The organism is Lentilactobacillus sp. TOM.63, from assembly GCF_030361045.1.
Lineage (GTDB): Bacteria > Bacillota > Bacilli > Lactobacillales > Lactobacillaceae > Lentilactobacillus > Lentilactobacillus dabitei.
Genome location: NZ_JAUCAP010000030.1, coordinates 1 through 17,601, shown reverse-complemented (window position 1 = coordinate 17,601; position 17,601 = coordinate 1). Strand labels below are relative to the sequence as shown.

Annotated in this window: 14 protein-coding genes; 3 read left to right on the top strand and 11 right to left on the bottom strand. The window is 40.9% G+C overall.

The window, feature by feature from the left end; all coding sequences use genetic code 11:
- Nucleotides 1–206: 206 nt before the first annotated feature.
- From QUF07_RS07460 to QUF07_RS07445, 4 genes are read right to left on the bottom strand one after another with little or no spacing between them, the layout of a single operon-like run.
- The gene (locus tag QUF07_RS07460) at nt 207–2,183 is read right to left on the bottom strand and encodes an alpha-L-rhamnosidase-related protein (RefSeq protein ID WP_289427108.1); all 1,977 of its coding nucleotides are present in this window, start codon (nt 2,181–2,183) and stop codon (nt 207–209) included.
- Nucleotides 2,184–2,213: 30 nt separating this feature from the next.
- Complete coding sequence (locus QUF07_RS07455) at nt 2,214–3,506, bottom strand: MFS transporter (RefSeq protein ID WP_289427107.1); 1,293 nt, start codon at nt 3,504–3,506, stop codon at nt 2,214–2,216.
- 2 nt (nt 3,507–3,508) lie between these two features.
- The gene (locus QUF07_RS07450; RefSeq protein ID WP_289427106.1) at nt 3,509–5,095 is read right to left on the bottom strand and encodes an alpha-L-rhamnosidase-related protein; all 1,587 of its coding nucleotides are present in this window, start codon (nt 5,093–5,095) and stop codon (nt 3,509–3,511) included.
- Entirely contained in the window at nt 5,073–6,395 is a 1,323-nt protein-coding gene (locus QUF07_RS07445) for an MFS transporter (protein ID WP_217165332.1), read from the bottom strand. Before QUF07_RS07445 ends, QUF07_RS07450 begins: the two co-directional genes overlap by 23 nt.
- 129 nt (nt 6,396–6,524) lie before the next feature.
- On the opposite strand from QUF07_RS07445, the gene QUF07_RS07440 reads away from it, so the two are divergent.
- Complete coding sequence (locus QUF07_RS07440) at nt 6,525–7,538, top strand: AraC family transcriptional regulator (protein WP_249778624.1); 1,014 nt, start codon at nt 6,525–6,527, stop codon at nt 7,536–7,538.
- 139 nt (nt 7,539–7,677) lie between these two features.
- Here QUF07_RS07440 and QUF07_RS07435 read toward each other — a convergent pair whose 3' ends face one another.
- The 4 genes from QUF07_RS07435 to QUF07_RS07420 all read right to left on the bottom strand — a co-directional run bounded on the left by QUF07_RS07435 (nt 7,678) and on the right by QUF07_RS07420 (nt 11,623).
- Nucleotides 7,678–8,370 carry a D-lyxose/D-mannose family sugar isomerase gene (locus QUF07_RS07435; protein WP_289427105.1) on the bottom strand — a complete coding sequence of 231 codons (693 nt, stop codon included), beginning with the start codon at nt 8,368–8,370 and terminating at the stop codon, nt 7,678–7,680.
- Nucleotides 8,351–8,809, bottom strand: a complete 459-nt coding sequence (locus QUF07_RS07430; protein ID WP_217342076.1) for an HIT family protein — start codon at nt 8,807–8,809, stop codon at nt 8,351–8,353. The genes QUF07_RS07435 and QUF07_RS07430 overlap by 20 nt, the downstream gene beginning before the upstream one ends.
- A 3-nt stretch (nt 8,810–8,812) precedes the next feature.
- Nucleotides 8,813–9,913 (bottom strand): zinc-dependent alcohol dehydrogenase, encoded by a 1,101-nt coding sequence (locus QUF07_RS07425; RefSeq protein ID WP_249778623.1) that lies wholly within the window; start codon nt 9,911–9,913, stop codon nt 8,813–8,815.
- A gap of 393 nt (nt 9,914–10,306) precedes the next feature.
- Complete coding sequence (locus tag QUF07_RS07420) at nt 10,307–11,623, bottom strand: MFS transporter (protein WP_217342075.1); 1,317 nt, start codon at nt 11,621–11,623, stop codon at nt 10,307–10,309.
- A gap of 333 nt (nt 11,624–11,956) precedes the next feature.
- On the opposite strand from QUF07_RS07420, the gene QUF07_RS07415 reads away from it, so the two are divergent.
- Nucleotides 11,957–12,832 carry an AraC family transcriptional regulator gene (locus QUF07_RS07415; protein WP_217164858.1) on the top strand — a complete coding sequence of 292 codons (876 nt, stop codon included), beginning with the start codon at nt 11,957–11,959 and terminating at the stop codon, nt 12,830–12,832.
- A 346-nt stretch (nt 12,833–13,178) separates the two neighbouring features.
- Here QUF07_RS07415 and QUF07_RS07410 read toward each other — a convergent pair whose 3' ends face one another.
- From QUF07_RS07410 to QUF07_RS07400, 3 genes are read right to left on the bottom strand one after another with little or no spacing between them, the layout of a single operon-like run.
- Nucleotides 13,179–14,003 (bottom strand): Wadjet anti-phage system protein JetD domain-containing protein, encoded by an 825-nt coding sequence (locus tag QUF07_RS07410; RefSeq protein WP_217164857.1) that lies wholly within the window; start codon nt 14,001–14,003, stop codon nt 13,179–13,181.
- A gap of 2 nt (nt 14,004–14,005) precedes the next feature.
- Nucleotides 14,006–17,116 carry an SbcC/MukB-like Walker B domain-containing protein gene (locus tag QUF07_RS07405; RefSeq protein ID WP_289427104.1) on the bottom strand — a complete coding sequence of 1,037 codons (3,111 nt, stop codon included), beginning with the start codon at nt 17,114–17,116 and terminating at the stop codon, nt 14,006–14,008.
- Nucleotides 17,117–17,127: 11 nt separating this feature from the next.
- Nucleotides 17,128–17,370 carry a hypothetical protein gene (locus QUF07_RS07400; protein WP_289427103.1) on the bottom strand — a complete coding sequence of 81 codons (243 nt, stop codon included), beginning with the start codon at nt 17,368–17,370 and terminating at the stop codon, nt 17,128–17,130.
- 52 nt (nt 17,371–17,422) lie between these two features.
- On the opposite strand from QUF07_RS07400, the gene QUF07_RS14120 reads away from it, so the two are divergent.
- A partial coding sequence (locus tag QUF07_RS14120; RefSeq protein WP_353960961.1) for a helix-turn-helix domain-containing protein occupies nt 17,423–17,601 on the top strand: 179 nt, incomplete at its 3' end.

The following is a 17,601-nucleotide window of genomic DNA, read 5'->3' as shown; positions in this document are numbered from 1 at the left end:
GTCATCAGACTTTCAAAGAATCACTGGTAGAATACCAAAATCTGTGACGTACTTATTTGAAAATGCAGATAAGTATCAGATTGTGCTCGTCATTTAGTAGATAATTAAATCAAGTAGTAATCAAACGGCACTCACCTTAAATTAAAAAGGCAGAGTGCCGTTTAATCCTACTCATTAAACTTTGAGTTTAGTTAATTTTATCACTATTACTGAACATGAGTGCGATCGAGCCGAACCGATAACTTACGGCCAGCAGCTAGCGAATACTTGTTACCGTCAATGATAAGAGTGCCACCAGCTTTAGTCGCAGTCACAGAGAGCTTACCACCATCTTTATCAACTGTTACTTCACCATCTTTGATTGGCAATACTGCATGAACCGTTTCAAACCTTTCCAACCTTGGTTCAACATTAAACTCACGATAGCCTGGACGGGTTGGATACAATCCCAAAAAGTATCTACCTAACAGATAGATGGGACTAGCTCCCCAAGCATGGCACAAACTCTTGCCATATGGATCACCATACATTTCATACATGTCCTTGCCTGACTTAGTCGGATCATATTCTTCCCAAAAGGTAACCGCACCCTTATCCAACATGCCACCCCAATAATCCAGGATGACTTGGTATACGTTATCTTGAAGACCCAGCTTACATAATGCATCTTGTTCAAAGAATTTAAAGTAGGGTGTAGTAATCTGTGTGATGTTGTCATTTAACAAAACATTTTTTAGAATTAGCTCCTTCTTGTCATCATCAACAAGATCAAATAAAATCGCAAAAATATTTGCATGTCGCGTAACATGATTCTTACCAGATTCGTAGCTGTCAATAAAAGCACCTTTTGAATCATTCCAGAAATACTCAATAAAGTGATTAAGTAGTTGATCATGAAGATCCTGATAGCCATCAACTGGAAGTCCCAAAACGGATCCACAAGTAATCATTGTTTTATAAACCTGGATTAACAATGCCTGTTCTGCAGCAACCGTTCCCTGCTTGTCCATTTCGGACCAATCCACAAAAATCCACTCATTTGGACGACCGTAAATAAATCCTTTATCGTTTGTTTGCCTCATAAAATAATCAACCATACTCTTCATCTTAGGATAAATGATCTTAAGGAAACCAATATCACCGGTCATCTCATAGTGGTTCAAAACCCCAATCACCCAAAGCATTGAATAATCAACAATGGTATTAATATGCTGCTTAATATCATTTTGACCACGTAATGCCAATAACGTGCGCTTATCAATATCTTCATTAAAAAAAGAATACTGATTAATAAAATTTGCCTGATAGGCATCCCCAGCCCAAATCCATCTATCACGTTTAATACCATCGATAAAGAAGACGTCGCTACACAAATTTAAGGTTTCTGTAGAGACATCCCAAATTCGATTAATTAATTGCTGATCACTTCTAAATAGTGAACAGTTTTTCTTTGGAATGTACTCGTGAATAGCGATAACGTCAACATCCGTTTGCTTGGCATCTGGAATAAAAATATATCTAAATGCCCTTTTTCGAATTGGCGTCTTCTCATCAACTGCTTCTTGCTTGTAATAACACATTTGAACATCTAGTGCCTCTGTTTGGGATTCCCCATAGCAAATCGTAACTATCTGTTTATGAAGTAAATTCAATTTCAAGCGGCCATTGACTGCTCTGCCAAAGTCAAATAACACCCCATCTTGAATTTCAATAATCTTCTTAGGTTTAATGGGTTTCTTTTGAAATTCAATTACGTTTGGATTTTGATTTTTGTCGATAAACAGCGGATCAAAACCGGCGGGAAGAGATGAAACAAAATTACTAGCTTGCCAACCATCATTTGATTTAATAGTCTCACCATCAACAAACACACAGGGGAGCCCTTGTGGATTACCAACAAAGATTGTGATGACATTCTCACCAACATCACCGTGTAGTGTCTCTCCTAGCCGGTGTTTAACCTCGTTAATCTCAACATAACCAGTTCCATGAGCATAAACGGTAAACATAGTGGGCTGATCAAGCTGATAGGTCCGGGTGAATTTCACGTTACGGTTACAATCATCAATATACCAGTATGCCGGCCACCCCATTCCACGCTCCTCACGAGTAAAGTTCTGTCGCATACCTTGATGAATTGAAAAATCACCTGGGTACCACATCCAATATTTTGTCGGATTCATATTTATTCTCTCTCCTTCATTAACCATGCACTAGCCCTCATTGGAAATGGGATGCCTGACTGTAGTTGGATCAGAAACTTTAAATCGCTTAACTAACCGAACAATAATCAATGCACAAATACCAAAAACAACTGTGCACCCAACCATAATCCAAAGTAAAATCTTAGGTGAATACCCCATTAGGGTAGGTGTAATAAGTGAAAACATTGCAGTAATTACGCGGACAAACCCATAAGAAAATCCTGTAAGTGTCGCTCTGGCATCGACTGGATAAAATGTCTGACTCCAGATCTTATATAAGGCTTCACCGCATAATACGGTACTTCCTGAGTAGAAAATATAAGCAAATGTAAACACTTGCCAGTGCTCGCTAAAGATTCCAGCAGCTAAAAAGGCAACTAAAGCAGTTGCAATTCCGACATACATCGCTTTATATCGGTACTTTGAATCTGATATTTTAAGGTAAACGACATTTACTAACAAGCAGAAAACATTGGCAATTAACGCAATCACTGTTGAATATAACTGGCTCCGATTATCAACCGTTACAATGAAATAATTAACAAATGAACCCCAAGTATTTGCGGGTAAATTCCAAAACAGATAAAAAGTCGTTAAAAAAACGAGTGGTAGAACATAACTACTGTTTCTTAATAACTCATGAAGCTTATAGTGTTTTTTAACTTCCCCCACCTGCGCCATCTTTTCTTCGACAACCTCAGCCAGTCCTTCTTCAATCTGTCTGAAAGTTTTTGAGAAAACTCGGACACACCAATTCACAAAAGCAACCAATCCGATCCAACCAAATAAAGTTGTAGGACTTCCCATCCCAGTATTTGCACTTAACATTCCAATGAACTGTGACAATAAGATCCCTACCGTCCAAAAGATCTGGGTAGAAGCAATCGCCCGTCCATAAGTTCGTTTATCCATTCGTTCAGAAATCACTGCCAATGAAGTGGGTAAATCAGCCCCAGATGCTAACCCAGCAACGATAACCCCCACCATTAAGAGGGGAACATCCCGTGCAAAGGCAACAACACCTGAACCAATTGCAACAAACAAAATATCATAGTTAAAAACAGTCACTCGACCAAAATGATCAGACAACCAGCCACCAGCAAACGAGCCAATCGCAACGGCAATGGTTAATGTTGTACTTAGCAACCCGACGATCCAACTATTCAAGTGAAGATAGTTTTCCCAAATGGGTAACGCAACTCCTAAACTAACTAATAAAGCGGCATCAAGGTATGAAGCAATTCCAGCAACAATAATCAGTAAAATATTGTTTCGACTTAACGACACTTTTTCATCATTCACAACTATCCCTCCCCAATCAGGTACTTTTGTATCAGATAGACAGGCGTACAACTCCATGCATGACAATAACTATTCAAAATTGGGCTCCCGTATGGTGAATAATCGGGTGTTGCTGGTTCGAATGCCTCCCAGTAAGTGTTTGCGCCAAGAGAAATCATTTTTCCCCAATAGTGCTTCATGAGTTTAACTGCTTCGTTTGAAAGTCCGGCTTCAAAGAGGGCCTGCGTTACATGGTGATACATATAGGGGGTTGCAATTCCCGTGATTGGAAACAGTTGAGCGACTGCATTCGTCATAACCTCATTATTCTTGGCATCGTCCATAACATGTGCAAGAACCATCCAAACTTGAGAAGCAATATTAACTTCTTTTTGTGACCCCGAAATAAACAAGCCTTGTGCTGGATCGTATAATGCCGTTTGACTATACGAAATCAGTAATTGAAGTTGTTGACTATATTGATCAATCTCTTGATCTCCCATTATTTCTGCGAGATCAATAAACTGACGTAATGTATAAATTAATACGGCCTGGCCAGCAGTATCCTTATCAAAGTCGTTTGACCAATCAATGAAAACCGGATAATCATCATCAATCACTAAATGACCGTTTTGATCAATCTTATTTAAAGCAACATTCATTTGTTTTTTAGCAATCGGGTACAAATCATGGAGTACCTCTCGATCTAAATGAAATTTTTCAAAATCATCCAAAACCGATATAAAGAAAAGGCTATAATCCAGAAGGAATGTATCATCTGGCAAATTTCGTGGTTTCGTGAAAACATTCGCTGGAACACGACCATCTTCAGCCGTCATTGCTCCAAACAGATATAAGCAACGCTTTACTAAATCAACATCCTTGAACGTCGCATAGTCTGCTAACGCTTGAAGACGAAGATCCCCAATCCAAAGACGCCGATCACGTTTAGGCCCATCTTCAAATACGTCTTGCATGCAGTCTTCAAGTGTTTTTAAGCCAACCTGATAAATATTCTGCAACTCAGTATCCTTAATATTCGGAAGCATGACATCCTTAGAGTTAACACTTGTTTCACTAATTAAAGTTGGGTTGCTTAAAACCGCTTGCCACTTTGGCGATGTATCAATAATCGTTATTTCAACATACCGAAAGCTATATCGGCGAGGCAATTCAAGATGAGTCGGTAAAACATCCAAATGAATATATTCTTCTTGAATCCAGGATTTGCTTAACCAGCCATCATAATCATCACTTTGATGCTTTAATTCTGCAGGCATTTCTGCAAACTTGAACTTAATAAATAACGGCGAATCCATTGGTGATCCTGCTGAATTAAGATCGATGCTAAATTTGCCAACATAATGATCGCCAAAATCTAAAATCACCCGCTGATCCCGTTTCAGCCTTAGGTTAGGCAACTCGCTAGCTTTTTTGATAAATGTGGTTCCCCATCCTTCCAGTTTTGTAGAATCTTTTACCAGTTCCACGATGGCTTGGGGAACAACATCGCGATAATGAATAATCGGCTTGGATTGAGTTGCTTTTTCAAGAAGTCGTTGGTCATGATTGAACTTTACCTGATTATTAATTTGAAACGTGAATGCCATCATCTTCGCTCCCTTCATCAGCTTCAACACCAGGAACAATATGATGCTTTCGTTGGAGATACATCATTACTAAGCCAGCAATGAAGAATACCAAAACTAATCCTGTAAACCCAAACATGGTGTTTCGGATAGCAGCTGGAACAACTAATGCTGGGGTAATAATTGCAAATAGGCCGCATAAGAATCGGGAAAAGCCATTAATAAACCCTTGAATTGAGGCTCGGATCTCAACTGGAAATGATTCTTGAGTCCAAACTTTATACATTGCTTCACCAGCAATATTATTACCAATGCTGTAGCAACCAATTGCGATGACGATTGGCCATAATGCATGACTACTTAACGCCAAGCCCAACATTGCGAATCCTTGAACTAAAGCGCCAACAACGAAGAATTTATTCCGGTACTTACCACCTGAAACAGAAGCAAAAGTAATCGTGGCAGCTAATGAAACTAAATTCAAAATAAGTCCTGCAGCCGTTGCAAAGCTTTGAGTTGCATGCGCTTGAACTAATACGAATGTCTGGAATTGCCCAAAGGTGTTCGCTAATAAATTCCAACAAATATAAAAGATCATAATTGCCAAGAAGAAGCCAAGATACTTACCCCGATTAGATCCAGTAAACACATTTTTTACAGAAACTTTTTCGGTTAAGTTAGCTTTTTGATCATGTTCAATTCGCCGTTGTTCACCTTCTTGGTGAAATGCTTTAAATTTTCCTGAAAGCGTTCGCCAAAGCCATGTAATTAATGCAAATACAGCTAGTATTGTGAAGACGACTCGGGCGCCACTCGCACCAGCCATTTTAGAAACAACAAATGCACAAACATATGAAAGAAAAATCCCAATTTGCCAAAAAATCTGAGTAGAAGAAACGAGCTGGGATTGCGTTTTTTCATTAGGAGAATCATGCGAAACCACTGTTAAACTAATTGGTAAATCTGCTCCTGAAGCTAAGCCCGTCACAATGACACCAAATAATAGCATTGCGTATCCATTTGAAAATACACAGATTAGTGCTCCGATAGCGTATAATAAATTTAACCAGTTAAATGAACGAATTAAACCAAATAATTTAGTGATTTGACCAGCTAGCATTGAACCAATTGCAATTGCAAACGTTAAAGCCCCTGAAATAATACCAACTTGGGTGTTCGTTAACCCTAGACCAGTTTGCCATACAGTTATCGTTGCTGATAAACCAACAATAATTCCGGAACCTAGTATCGAACCAATTCCAGCTGCAACTGCTAATGGTCGATACTTTTTAAAACTTGAATCAAGTGTTTTATTATCCATAATGTTCCCTCCTTTTATTTTTCAAGGATTATTGTAAACGCTATCAAAAGGTTCCACAATATCTCAATCCTTCGAAAAACATTGCGTAATCACAGGTAAAATGAAGCTATTTAAAGGAGTGTTTTTCTGATGAATCATCCAAATTCGATTACATCCAGGCTTTTTAAAATGACAAAGGTAGAAAAACTTCAAAACCATTTTGGTGGTAACGTTAACTATATGGACCTCGACTATATTCATGATCCGATTCCTAAAATGCCACAATGGAATTTCTTTAATGATGGTGACATCGATGTTACCAAAAGTAATCGCTTTTCTTATGTACCAGCTCATACCCACAGTTTCATTGAATTTAATTATATGTATTCAGGAAGTTGCACACAGTATATCAACGATGTCAAAACCATTCTGCATCAACATGATCTATTAGTTATGGACAAAGATGTCGTTCAGCGAATTGATTACACTAATGAAAATGATATTTTAGTCAATATATTGGTTAAAACTGATTCTCCTTATGAAGCTATTTTTGATTCCATTCCACAGTCAACCAATGAAATAACGCAACTTCTATATAATGGCACTCGAGTGAATTCGCTTCATAATAATTTTATGTTATTTAATTTGTCTTCCAGTGAAGTCGCTCTTAATTTAATAAACGCATTGATTGGCATCGGAATCAGTCAATCAACTCATCGAAAAGATTCATTACGGTTTATATTCTCATCACTCTTGCTTGAGTTACCAGATTTGACAACAGCTAAATCAATTAATCTTGCAGATTCTTCAAGCGATGATTTATTGCCCGTTCTGAAATATATTGAGGAAAACTTTGCCACCACTTCTCTAAACGAAGTTAGTGAAATTTTTAAGTACAATACCAACTACCTAGGTAATAAGATCAAGACAAATACTGGGAAAACGTTCAACGAATTGATTGAGCGAAGACGACTATCAGCAGCCCAAAACCTTATGTTAAAAACGAACCTTAATTTAAGCCAAATTAGTGAAACTGTTGGCTATCAAAATAGTTCATCATTATTTCGCCTTTTTAAGAAGTATCTACAGACAACCCCGTCAGAATATAAGCGGCGGGTACATCCCAAAGTTCCCGATTCTATTTTGAAGCAGATTAATTCGTAATTGCTTTGAGTTATGCTTGAAAGCTGATAATCACACCAAAGGGGCTGGTTAACTTTGAAACATTCAAGATTTACAATAATTATAACCAACCAAAAGCCAGCCCAGATCACGATCATCTAGGCTGGCATCATTTCAGATACTATTTCAATGTAATCTTCCCATAATCCGCAAATATCAAATGCACCGGCTCAACATCTTCTTCGATACTTGGTATCCGTGGCAAATCCTCGTAAAAGCGATTGTCAGTATTATCATCATTGGTTGATGAAACCTCAAATAGCATAATCTTACCGGTTCCCTTCTTACCACGCCAACGATGGTAAATTCTTTGGGTTAACGTGATACTTTCTCCCGGATTAAGTTCAAGCGTGGTGCCAGCTGGAACGGTTATTTTATGACCATCGCTCACAACCGTAACCGGTTTTTCTTCATCAAATTTCTCATCGGCAGTTGCGTTGAACAAGGTTAATTCTAGAATGCCACCACCCCGATTAATAATATCCTCTTGCTTATACCAGTGAAAATGAAATGGTAATTCTTGACCATCTTCAACTGTTAGTAATTTTTCGCAGTATGGTTTGGGGTACTTTTTCTTATCATTGAAATTCCCATTTCGGAACGTAAAAGTCGTCAATCCCCGCTTTAAATATTGACCTTCATTAAAATCGGTAACATCCCAACCTAGCATATTATCAATGATTTCTTGATAAGAATCATCTAAACTCTGCCAGTTTGCTAGATCCCAATGTGCAAATGGTGGTAAAGACAAACCACGTTCCGTCGCAAAGCTAATCGTGTCGTTAATAATTGTATTAATCTCTGATCGTTTCATATTCATCCTCCAATTCTTCACGTAATTGGTTAACTCTTTTTTGGCTTTCAGAATCACTTAAATGGGTGGGATCTTTCGGATTGTTGATGAACGAATCATCCCAATCACTATCTGCCGGGACTTTAGGCACAATATGAAAGTGAAGGTGGGAAACTGTATCGCCATACACGCCCAAATTGATTTTAGCAGCGTTAAAGTGTTCTTTCACGACCTTCGCTGTTAACGAAACCTCTTCAATAAAGGTCGTTCTTTGTTGCTGGCTGAGTTCAAAAATTTCATCAACGTGCCAGTTTAACGCCACAATCACTCTGCCTGGATGGGTTTGATCCCGATTTAGATAAACCGTTGACGCATCGAAGGTCACAATTGGAATCATCCTTTCGTGGAGCGTCTGGTTATGTTCACAGTAAAAACAGCCTTCCTTAAATCTACTTTTCATTGCTTATTCCTCTTGGCTTGGCTCATTTACAACATCTGGAATATGACCATTATCATAGCGACCATCATCGTGGGTCACGTCACAGTCAATCATGACATGAATCACGTCACCGCGAGTTTGATTACGTAAATCGAAAGCATCGCTAATCTTTGACAGCGGAAAAACATTTGTTACGGTCTTTTCAGTGTTAATCAAGCCGTTTACAACCATGTCCCTGCCTTGGCGGAAGAGTTGGTGATTATCAACATCCCGTTTAGGCTCAGTCGTTAAGATATCGACTCGTCGACGATGCATTTTGAAGAAGTCCATTGTCTTGCTAGTTTTACCAATGCCGCCATACATAATTAATTTAGCGTTCTGCGCACAAGCATCGAGCGCATCAATGACCGAATCTCCTTCCAATCGCGCAGGAATGACAACGTCAAAACCGTCTGGGAAGTCCTGACCAACCACATCCATCGTCGGGGTATCTTCAGAAGGAATTTTATAGGTTTTCGTAGCGCCAAACTCTTTTGCAATTTCAAGCTTTTCATCAAATAAATCCGTTACCACCAGATTTCGAGGACTGTATAAACGGGCAAATTGGGTCAACTGTAAGCCACTCACCCCTTGGCCCATAATCAAAACGTTTTTCGATTGGTTAATCTCTGCACGCTCCATCCCAGTCTGGATCGTTGGGGTGATTTCAATAAGTGACCCGTGCATGAGTGGAAATTCCTTCGGTAACACGACGGCTGAAAATGGGTCACAAGTAATGTATTCCGCAAATGCTCCCCACACATAACGCAAAGCAACGTGATCGCCTACTTGAAGGCCCACTATATCCGAGCCAACTTCATCGACAATTCCAGCAACTTCATGTCCTAAGCGCATCGGATAGCTTAAGAACTCTGGCGTTCTGGCTCCTCGGTAGACTTCCAAATCACTTCCGCAAATTCCAACCCATTTAACATCAACCCTAATCTGTCCCCGTTTGGCATGGGGTAATTTTGCATACTTAATATCAATCTTGCCGATCGTTTCCATCACAGCAACTTGTTGCGTGCCTTCTGCTTTTTGGTCAACCCATTCCATTTCTGGAACTTCCATTTTACGTACAGTCATTATGAATTCCTCCTAAAGTAAGTGAACGGAGCAAAGCGGTTAGAACTCGGAGCATAAGTCTCCGCCAGCAGGAATTCCCGATTCTGGAATTTTTGCTGGTGGTGCTTATGTGCAGAGTTTTGCTTTGCACAGCTGTCCTAGTAAAGTGAGCGGAGCAAAGCGGTTTAGAGATCGGAGAGTAAGTCTCCTATCGAGGAAATTCTCGGGCTTAGAATTTTTTCGATAGGTGCTTACACGTAGATCTCTGCTTTGCGCAGCTGTCCTATAAAGTAATTGAGCGGAGTCAGGCGTTTAGAAACCGGAGGGTAAGTCTCCTTCGAGGGGAATTCCCGGTTCTGGAATTTTTCTCGGAGGTGCTTACACGCAGGTTTCTGCCTGACGCAGCTGTCCTATCTACTCCGATCCAACTTCTTCGATCTTGGTGACCACATCATCGCTACGTTTAAGTGACAAAACGATCACCCCAGCTAAAATTAAAGAACCTGCCAAGAAGAACATTGCGTCTACCTGAGATCCCGTTACGTCCTTTAACCAGCCAACAATGTACGGGCCAACAAAACCACCCAAGTTTCCTAGTGCATTCACAATTCCCAAACCAACGGCAGCAATCCGTGGATCCATCATTGTCGTAATTGCCCAATACGGTCCTGACCACGAGTAAATCCCGATCGCTGCCAAGCAAAGAAATATCATGGCGACCCAAGGATTATGAGAAAGGGCTGCTCCCAAGAAACCAGCGCCACCAAGGAAAGCGCCACCCGCAGTATGCCAAATCCGTTCCATATGGGCATCCGAATGCCTTGAATTGAGAACCAGGGCAATCGCGCCAAGTAAGTACGGTGCTGCGGTTAACCAACCAATCGTCATTGTGGAAAACTTCGACGAAAGTTCGCCAATCATTTGTGGTAGCCAAAAAGTAAGTCCGTACAGCCCAACAACATAAAAAACGTTTATCAGGGTCATCTTCCAAACCCGGCCGTTTCTCACGGCTTCCTTAAAGGGTGCTCCCTGAACTTTGTTATCCGTTGTTGCTTTAGCATCCAGGGTCAATTCATTAATTAAAGCAGTTTTCTCATCCTTATTAAGCCAACGTGCTTTAGCTGGTTTGTCAGCAAGGTACCAAAACGTAAATATCCCTAATAAAACAGCCGGTAAGCCAACGATGATAAAGAGCCACCGCCAGCCCGCCAAATCTAGTGACATATGAACATTGGTAATAATCCAAGTGGCTAGTGGCGCCCCAAATGAATTAGCCAGCGGCGGCGCAATCATAAACAGCGCCACTGCAGCCGCTCTGTCTGCTGATCGGACCCAGTAAGTGATGATTAACGTCATCCCAGGGAACAAAGCCGCTTCAAAAACGCCTAAAAGAAATCGTAGGATTGTCAATTCAACGGCGGACTGGACAAACGCCGTCACTAAGGTAACAATCCCCCAGAGAACTAAAATTAGGCCAATCCATTTTCTGGCACCCACTTTTTCAAGAATCATATTCCCCGGAATACCAAATACAAAGTAACCAATAAAAAACATGCCCGCAATAAATCCATACATGGTTGCCGTTAATCCAAGGCTTTTGTCCATCCCCCCAATTGAAGCATACGTGATACTGCTACGGTCCAAAAATGCAACGAAGTAAATAATAAATAAATATGGCAATATGTGATGACGAACTTTTTTACGTGCACTCAAGATGCTAGTTGAATCCATGCTTTAATCCTCCTCTGTGCTTTAATTCGGTCTAAACAAATTTCAATCAAAGATTTGCTGAAAATAATTGCGCAATTAACTTCCTTCAACATGAATAAAGGATATCATCAATAAAGCGCTTACATTCGTTTTATATATGTATACCAATCGCTAAATATCTTGTTGATTATTTTCCATTATCCGTTAAAATAGTCTTTATCACCAATTCGCTAAATAATACCAATTTAGTCGCTAAATGTTAAATCAGTTCATTTAATCTCTAATCAGTCATAATTAGTGTATTATGAAGGCGCAATTATCTAACGATCGTTTCTTGGAAGGGAGGGCCCCTACATGGTGGAACTAAGAGATAATCAACTAACGACTTTATGGATGAGTGGAAAAAACTACACCAAGGAAATAGTTGTTCCTAAACATCGCCATGATTTTTATCAACTCCAATATTTAGTTAGTGGTAGTGAAAACCTGGTAATAGACGACAAACCATTCACGATGAAGCCAAACTACTTATCAATTTTTGATAGTAACGAATATCACGAATACTCATTTAATAAGCGTTCAAGGATTGTTGACATCAAATTTAATATGGTGAGCGATTTAAGAGCATTGCTTGATGATTTGTTCAATAAATCTGTCTTTTTAGTGGAAGACATGATGATTAGAAACAAATTTTCACAATTGACTGATCAAGGAATCTATTTTCAAAAATCCAAAGATCGGCAAATCTTGATTAACATTGACACCCAGGTCAAGTTGATCCTGCTTGAATTAGCCCATTCAACAGCTCCGGAACCAATGTTAATTAGTTCTGAAAAATGCCCTGATGTGGACACTGATTCTAATGATCCCGTGGCTTTAATGACTAAATATATGTTCGACAATTATTCAGAAAAAATTACTTTAGATATATTAAGTCAAAAATTTCATTACAGTAAATCCCAAATCATTAACCTGTTTTCTGATCAAAAGCACCAAACCCCGATGTATATTCTCCAAAAAATTCGATTACAATATGCCAAACAACTTCTATCAGAAACCGGGTATTCCATTGGCCAAATTGCGAACGAGGTGGGGTTTAATAACAATTATTTCACCAAATTATTTCTAAAATACGAAAAACAGCTTCCCAGTGAATACCGAACCGCCAAACAGAAAGAATCACATGAAATTATCTTAAATACTTCTTTTGACATTACGACGCAACCGTAGAATGATATAAGATTTTTTGAGGGTTGTTTTTTGAATCAAAGTCGCTCAATTTACCCATAAATTTTTAGAGAATTCAACCGCCAATCACCCACATGTTTTCACGTTTCACAAACGTATCTAAGTTACATTTCAAAAATTTCCATCTCATGTCGACCTATCATTAAACATTTGGACAAATCTCGCTGAACACTAAAAGTTCAAAAAATAGATTTTCACTACTTACTTTCTTTCTATGCCATAGAGAACTACATCCTTAAACAAGCAGTCCATAGAAAACGACACCCAAATCCACCTTCAAATTGACGGAAATGAGTGTCGTTTTATTCAAAATTTTTCAGTTGCTGAATCATCCAGCACAAGTCAACCACTTCTCAACCACCCGCTCATACTCCCCAATCAGCTGCTCCTGCTCCACAAACTTCCCGCTAATTGCCAAAAAGTTGGCTTCCTGCTGCCAAGTGGGATCAATGATCGTCGAACTCGAATTAATCCGTGAACGACTACCATTAGGAATTCCATAACCGGCAACCCAACTGGCAACCTGCGCGGGACTTTGCAGATCCGCCAAATGACTGGCATCCCTACCATTCCTCTTAATCAATGAAGTTAGCGTGTCGACAATTTGAATGCCGGCGATATCCAAGTCACCCAGGTACGCCAAAGCTAACTTGTGAGACAACGCCAAAATGACCTGCTTATGCACGTCATTAAAATCATTGCCCGACTGCAAAATCAACGGCCAACTTGGGTGCAGATGATGCAACCAAATAAACACGCCATTATTCTCAATCACCACCGCGCGCTCAGTTATTAATGGCAGTGCCAAGACATCTTCAACCTGCCAACGGTTAACCGTCAGTGGCTGGGGCCAATCGGTTTGAAAAATATTAGCACAAACAATTTCATTACCAATTATCTTGGCTGGCAGCTCATGAACTGGGGTAGCCGCAAAAACGGTTTTCATTACCCAATCATAGTAATGGTAGATGGCTGGATTCTCATGAGGATCATTTAACGTATGCGCGGTAAACCCACAATCGACTGCCTGTTGGCCTCGCGGCGGCAGCAATTCTCCGCGCGCAATCTTTTCAAACAACGAATCCAATCGTCTGGCATCCAGGCCTAAGTGGCTGTCGGTTTGTTTTTCATATGTTTTCAAATAATCAATCATTTTTATTCAGCCCACGTAGCGACTAGCTCGACCTTATTGAGATGGAACTTGCCATCATCGCGGTTGGCAGGCGCGATTACTTGGTAAGTAATGTTATCGACGCCGTCAGAGAATAGCTTGTTCTGGGCACCACTTGGCATGGTGGCAATAAAGTTAAAGCCAAATCGGTTGATTGTTTTGGCGAAAATTCGGGCCGTTTGAGGATCCAACTTATCAGCAAATTCATCGAACATGACCAAATAAGGGGCATCTTTGCGACCCGCTCGACTCAAAATCATCTTTGGCACCAACAGCAATGGCAGAACCATTGCCTGGGCTTTTTCAGCACCGGAACCACCAGACTCAACGAAGGTGTCGTCAACGATTTCATATTCGTCTTCACTACTGTGCCGACGCTTGATTTTAACGATAAATTGCGACCAATAACGGGTATCCAATAACTCGTCGGCCCGCTTATCAAACGCCTGCTCGTCGTTGGCTAACTCGGGATCTTCGGCCAACTGTTCCAAACGTTTTGCAATCGTCGCTTGAACAGCCGGGCGCTTATCCAATGAAGCGTCCAAGGCTTCATCGATGACCTGAGGATCCACGTTTTGTGGCGTTAATTCAATCTTCAGCTTAATCCCGTTACCATCACTAATGCCTTCCGACAGCATCTCGTTAAAATTATGAATGGCTTGGTACTGTGAAGCAATCCGTTGAACCACAGCCGCTTGGTAAGTTTGGTTGGCCAAATCACGACCACTTTCAACTTCCCCAAGGGCTTTCATGACGTTTTCATGAGCGGATTGCAGAATTTGATAAACCTGGTTAATATCGAAACTGGCGACAAACGTTTCATCCATTTTTTCAATGGGATTCGGAAACATCTGGTCGGCAATTTGAGCATATCCGAGTTCGTCAAACAGCGTGTTGACCGCGTTGTTATCCAAGCGGTCTTGATTGGAGGCATTGATCTGACGGCTCACTCGGTTACTTAACTCGCCAATGGAATTATTGCGAATGGCCGCCTTATTATCGGCACAATATTGAACCAGCGCGTCAATGTTATTGATTGGCTCGTCGACAGGTGGTAGGTAGGCTTGCAACAGCTCCAAGGCCACATCAATTCGTTCACTAAACGCTGCCATTGTCTTCGTTTCTTCATCAATTTGCTCATTAAGCCCTTTAATTTGTGAATGTGCCTCGATCACTTTGGCCTTGACTTGGTCAATCTGAACTTTCAAGTTATCGACCACCTGAGCTTGTTTGGTAATCTGATCAGTTAGTGATGGATCAACTTTCAACTCAGCCAATTTTGTCTTCAGGATTTCAATTTGTTGCTTGGTTTTGGCCAAATCAAAATCCGGATCGATATTAGCATTAATGTCTGTTAGCCGGGCGGCGATGGCGTCGCGCTTGGTTTCGGTTTGCTCAACGTTTCGTTGCAACTCATTTAACTGCTTACCCAATTTAAACAAATCCGCGCGGTACTGGTCGGCATTGGACAACAGCTCACCATTGTCCAAAACGGCGGCAATTTCTGGATGGTCACTAACCAACGTTTCCATTTGGTGTTTGAGTTCGTCATACTTACCGGAAATTTGGGCAGCCCCGGCATCGTGAATATTGTGGTTATCATCATGCAACTTTTCCTTGATTGGACCCGGACGCAAGCCGGTGACGTCGATTTCAATCCGATCATCCATTTTGTCCTTAGTGCCGGTAAACACTTTGATCGAGTCAGTCAGGTTTTGGCTGTTGCTTAACCAGCGCTGATATTGATTGACCAAAGTGCTCACTTGTTTGATTTGATCGGCTAACCCTTGGGCCGTTGTTTGCAAATCCCCACGGTAACTTAATTCCTGCCAGCCAAGTTGGTTGATTAACGATTCAATCTCAGCCTTCAAAGGTTCAATTTGACTCGATTTTAACTGAGTGAGTTGGTCGTTTAAGTCAGTTAACACAGATTGGTTTTGCAACTGTTCGCTTAATAACGCTGCTTTGCGGCGACTATTCTCTTCAAATGATTGAATCGCTTTTGTTAATGTCTTAATTTCAGCCTGGACCTGTTGGCGCTGCTGCTGAATGATCTTTTCTTGCTGCTTCTTGGACTGCAAATCCGCTAATTGGTCATCTGCTTGCTTTAAAGCAGTTGCCTGAGTAGTCACCGTTTGTTGGGTCAATTCAGCTAACTTGGTTAATTTGTCAATTTGCAAATGTTGGGCATTAATCCGATTTTGGGCTTTGGAATAAGGGTCAAAAATTTGATTACTAAAATTGTCCATGTTGCCAAAGAACACCATCTGCTTGATGCGGTCAATTCGGGTAACCGCCGTCTCGATCCGCTTTTTCAAATTTTGACGGTCATTAACTTCCCGCTGAAAATTGGCGGCTTGGTGAATAATTTCGGGGTCAATGCGTTCCTGGGACTGAATCAATGCATCCCTAATCGGCTCAAACTTCGCATTCCCCGCTGTCAACATTGGCGAGGCAATCATCCGATCAGCTTGAGCTAACAATCCTAATTCCTGGCCACTTAAACCATAGACTTCTGCCGCTACCCGTTCCCGAAAATCACGCGCTTTTTCACAAATGTGTAAGTGATCGCCCAAATCGACGTTGGCCTGAATGAAGGTTTCCTTGTCAAGGGATTTACCTGCCTCATTGGTTGTCTGAACCGTTAATTTGGCATTCGGGTCCTCGTTGGTCGCAATGAACCACCACGTCTTACTGCGGGGATCACCCTTGGCCCTATATGCACCGATGCCAAGAATGACCTCACGATATTTGGACGCCAACAATTCGTAAGCGTAACCGGTCCGGACCTTCATGGCACCCTTGCCCCAGCCCAGCAGCATCGACTCAAACGTTCGGCTGTCATGGGAGCTGTTCCGCGGATCAATGCTATTTTTTAACTTTTTCGTGTCGTTGGTCGGGTTAAACGATGGGGTCGCAATCGATCCGTCCACCAGCATTGGAAAGAAACAGTTGGCCAAGGTTGTCTTACCCACGGCGTTTTCACCAACCAGAGCAATGTTGCCGTGAGAAGAGACGGGGATGTCCAAGCTGCGATACAAATTAAAATTTCTTAGATGAAACGAAACTGGAATCAGCTTTGCGCTGTTATTCATAAATAAACTCCTTATTCAAATACTTCTTGTTCAACATCGGCAGTCGCGTTAAAGCGTTTGGTAACCGGTGTCGGTTGATAATAGTTGCCATTTTCAGATATCAAGGCATTCTCCAGCAACCCTCTCTTAACATCAGAAGGATTAACCGTTCTTCCAGGAAAGAGTTCCTTGGTCACTTCTCGAATTTTGGGTGTTAACTTGGTTTTCTTAATTGGATCATGAAGTTGATTAGCCAAAGAAATTGCGACGATCAATGGTTGAACTGAACCCCTTGAATTGGAGAAATCTAATTCAAGGGGTTTTATTATGTTTCCTTATGAAGTTAAAATGGCCGCTATTAAACAGTGGCTGGGTGGTGTATCTATTTCCAGTATTATGAGTCAATATGGGATTCGAGGCAGTGCGACGCTCTATGAATGGGTTAGACTGTTTAACTCCTCCGGAGCTAAGGCACTTCAAGGTAATCTAAAATCACCCAGGACATA

Coding starts and splice junctions, on each gene's coding strand:
- QUF07_RS07460 (WP_289427108.1), bottom strand. CDS start 2,183: ATGAATCCGACAAAATATTGGATGTGGTACCCAGGTGATTTTTCAATT.
- QUF07_RS07450 (WP_289427106.1), bottom strand. CDS start 5,095: ATGGCATTCACGTTTCAAATTAATAATCAGGTAAAGTTCAATCATGAC.
- QUF07_RS07445 (WP_217165332.1), bottom strand. CDS start 6,395: ATGGATAATAAAACACTTGATTCAAGTTTTAAAAAGTATCGACCATTA.
- QUF07_RS07440 (WP_249778624.1), top strand. CDS start 6,525: ATGAATCATCCAAATTCGATTACATCCAGGCTTTTTAAAATGACAAAG.
- QUF07_RS07435 (WP_289427105.1), bottom strand. CDS start 8,370: ATGAAACGATCAGAGATTAATACAATTATTAACGACACGATTAGCTTT.
- QUF07_RS07430 (WP_217342076.1), bottom strand. CDS start 8,809: ATGAAAAGTAGATTTAAGGAAGGCTGTTTTTACTGTGAACATAACCAG.
- QUF07_RS07425 (WP_249778623.1), bottom strand. CDS start 9,913: ATGACTGTACGTAAAATGGAAGTTCCAGAAATGGAATGGGTTGACCAA.
- QUF07_RS07420 (WP_217342075.1), bottom strand. CDS start 11,623: ATGGATTCAACTAGCATCTTGAGTGCACGTAAAAAAGTTCGTCATCAC.
- QUF07_RS07415 (WP_217164858.1), top strand. CDS start 11,957: ATGGTGGAACTAAGAGATAATCAACTAACGACTTTATGGATGAGTGGA.
- QUF07_RS07410 (WP_217164857.1), bottom strand. CDS start 14,003: ATGATTGATTATTTGAAAACATATGAAAAACAAACCGACAGCCACTTA.
- QUF07_RS07405 (WP_289427104.1), bottom strand. CDS start 17,116: ATGAATAACAGCGCAAAGCTGATTCCAGTTTCGTTTCATCTAAGAAAT.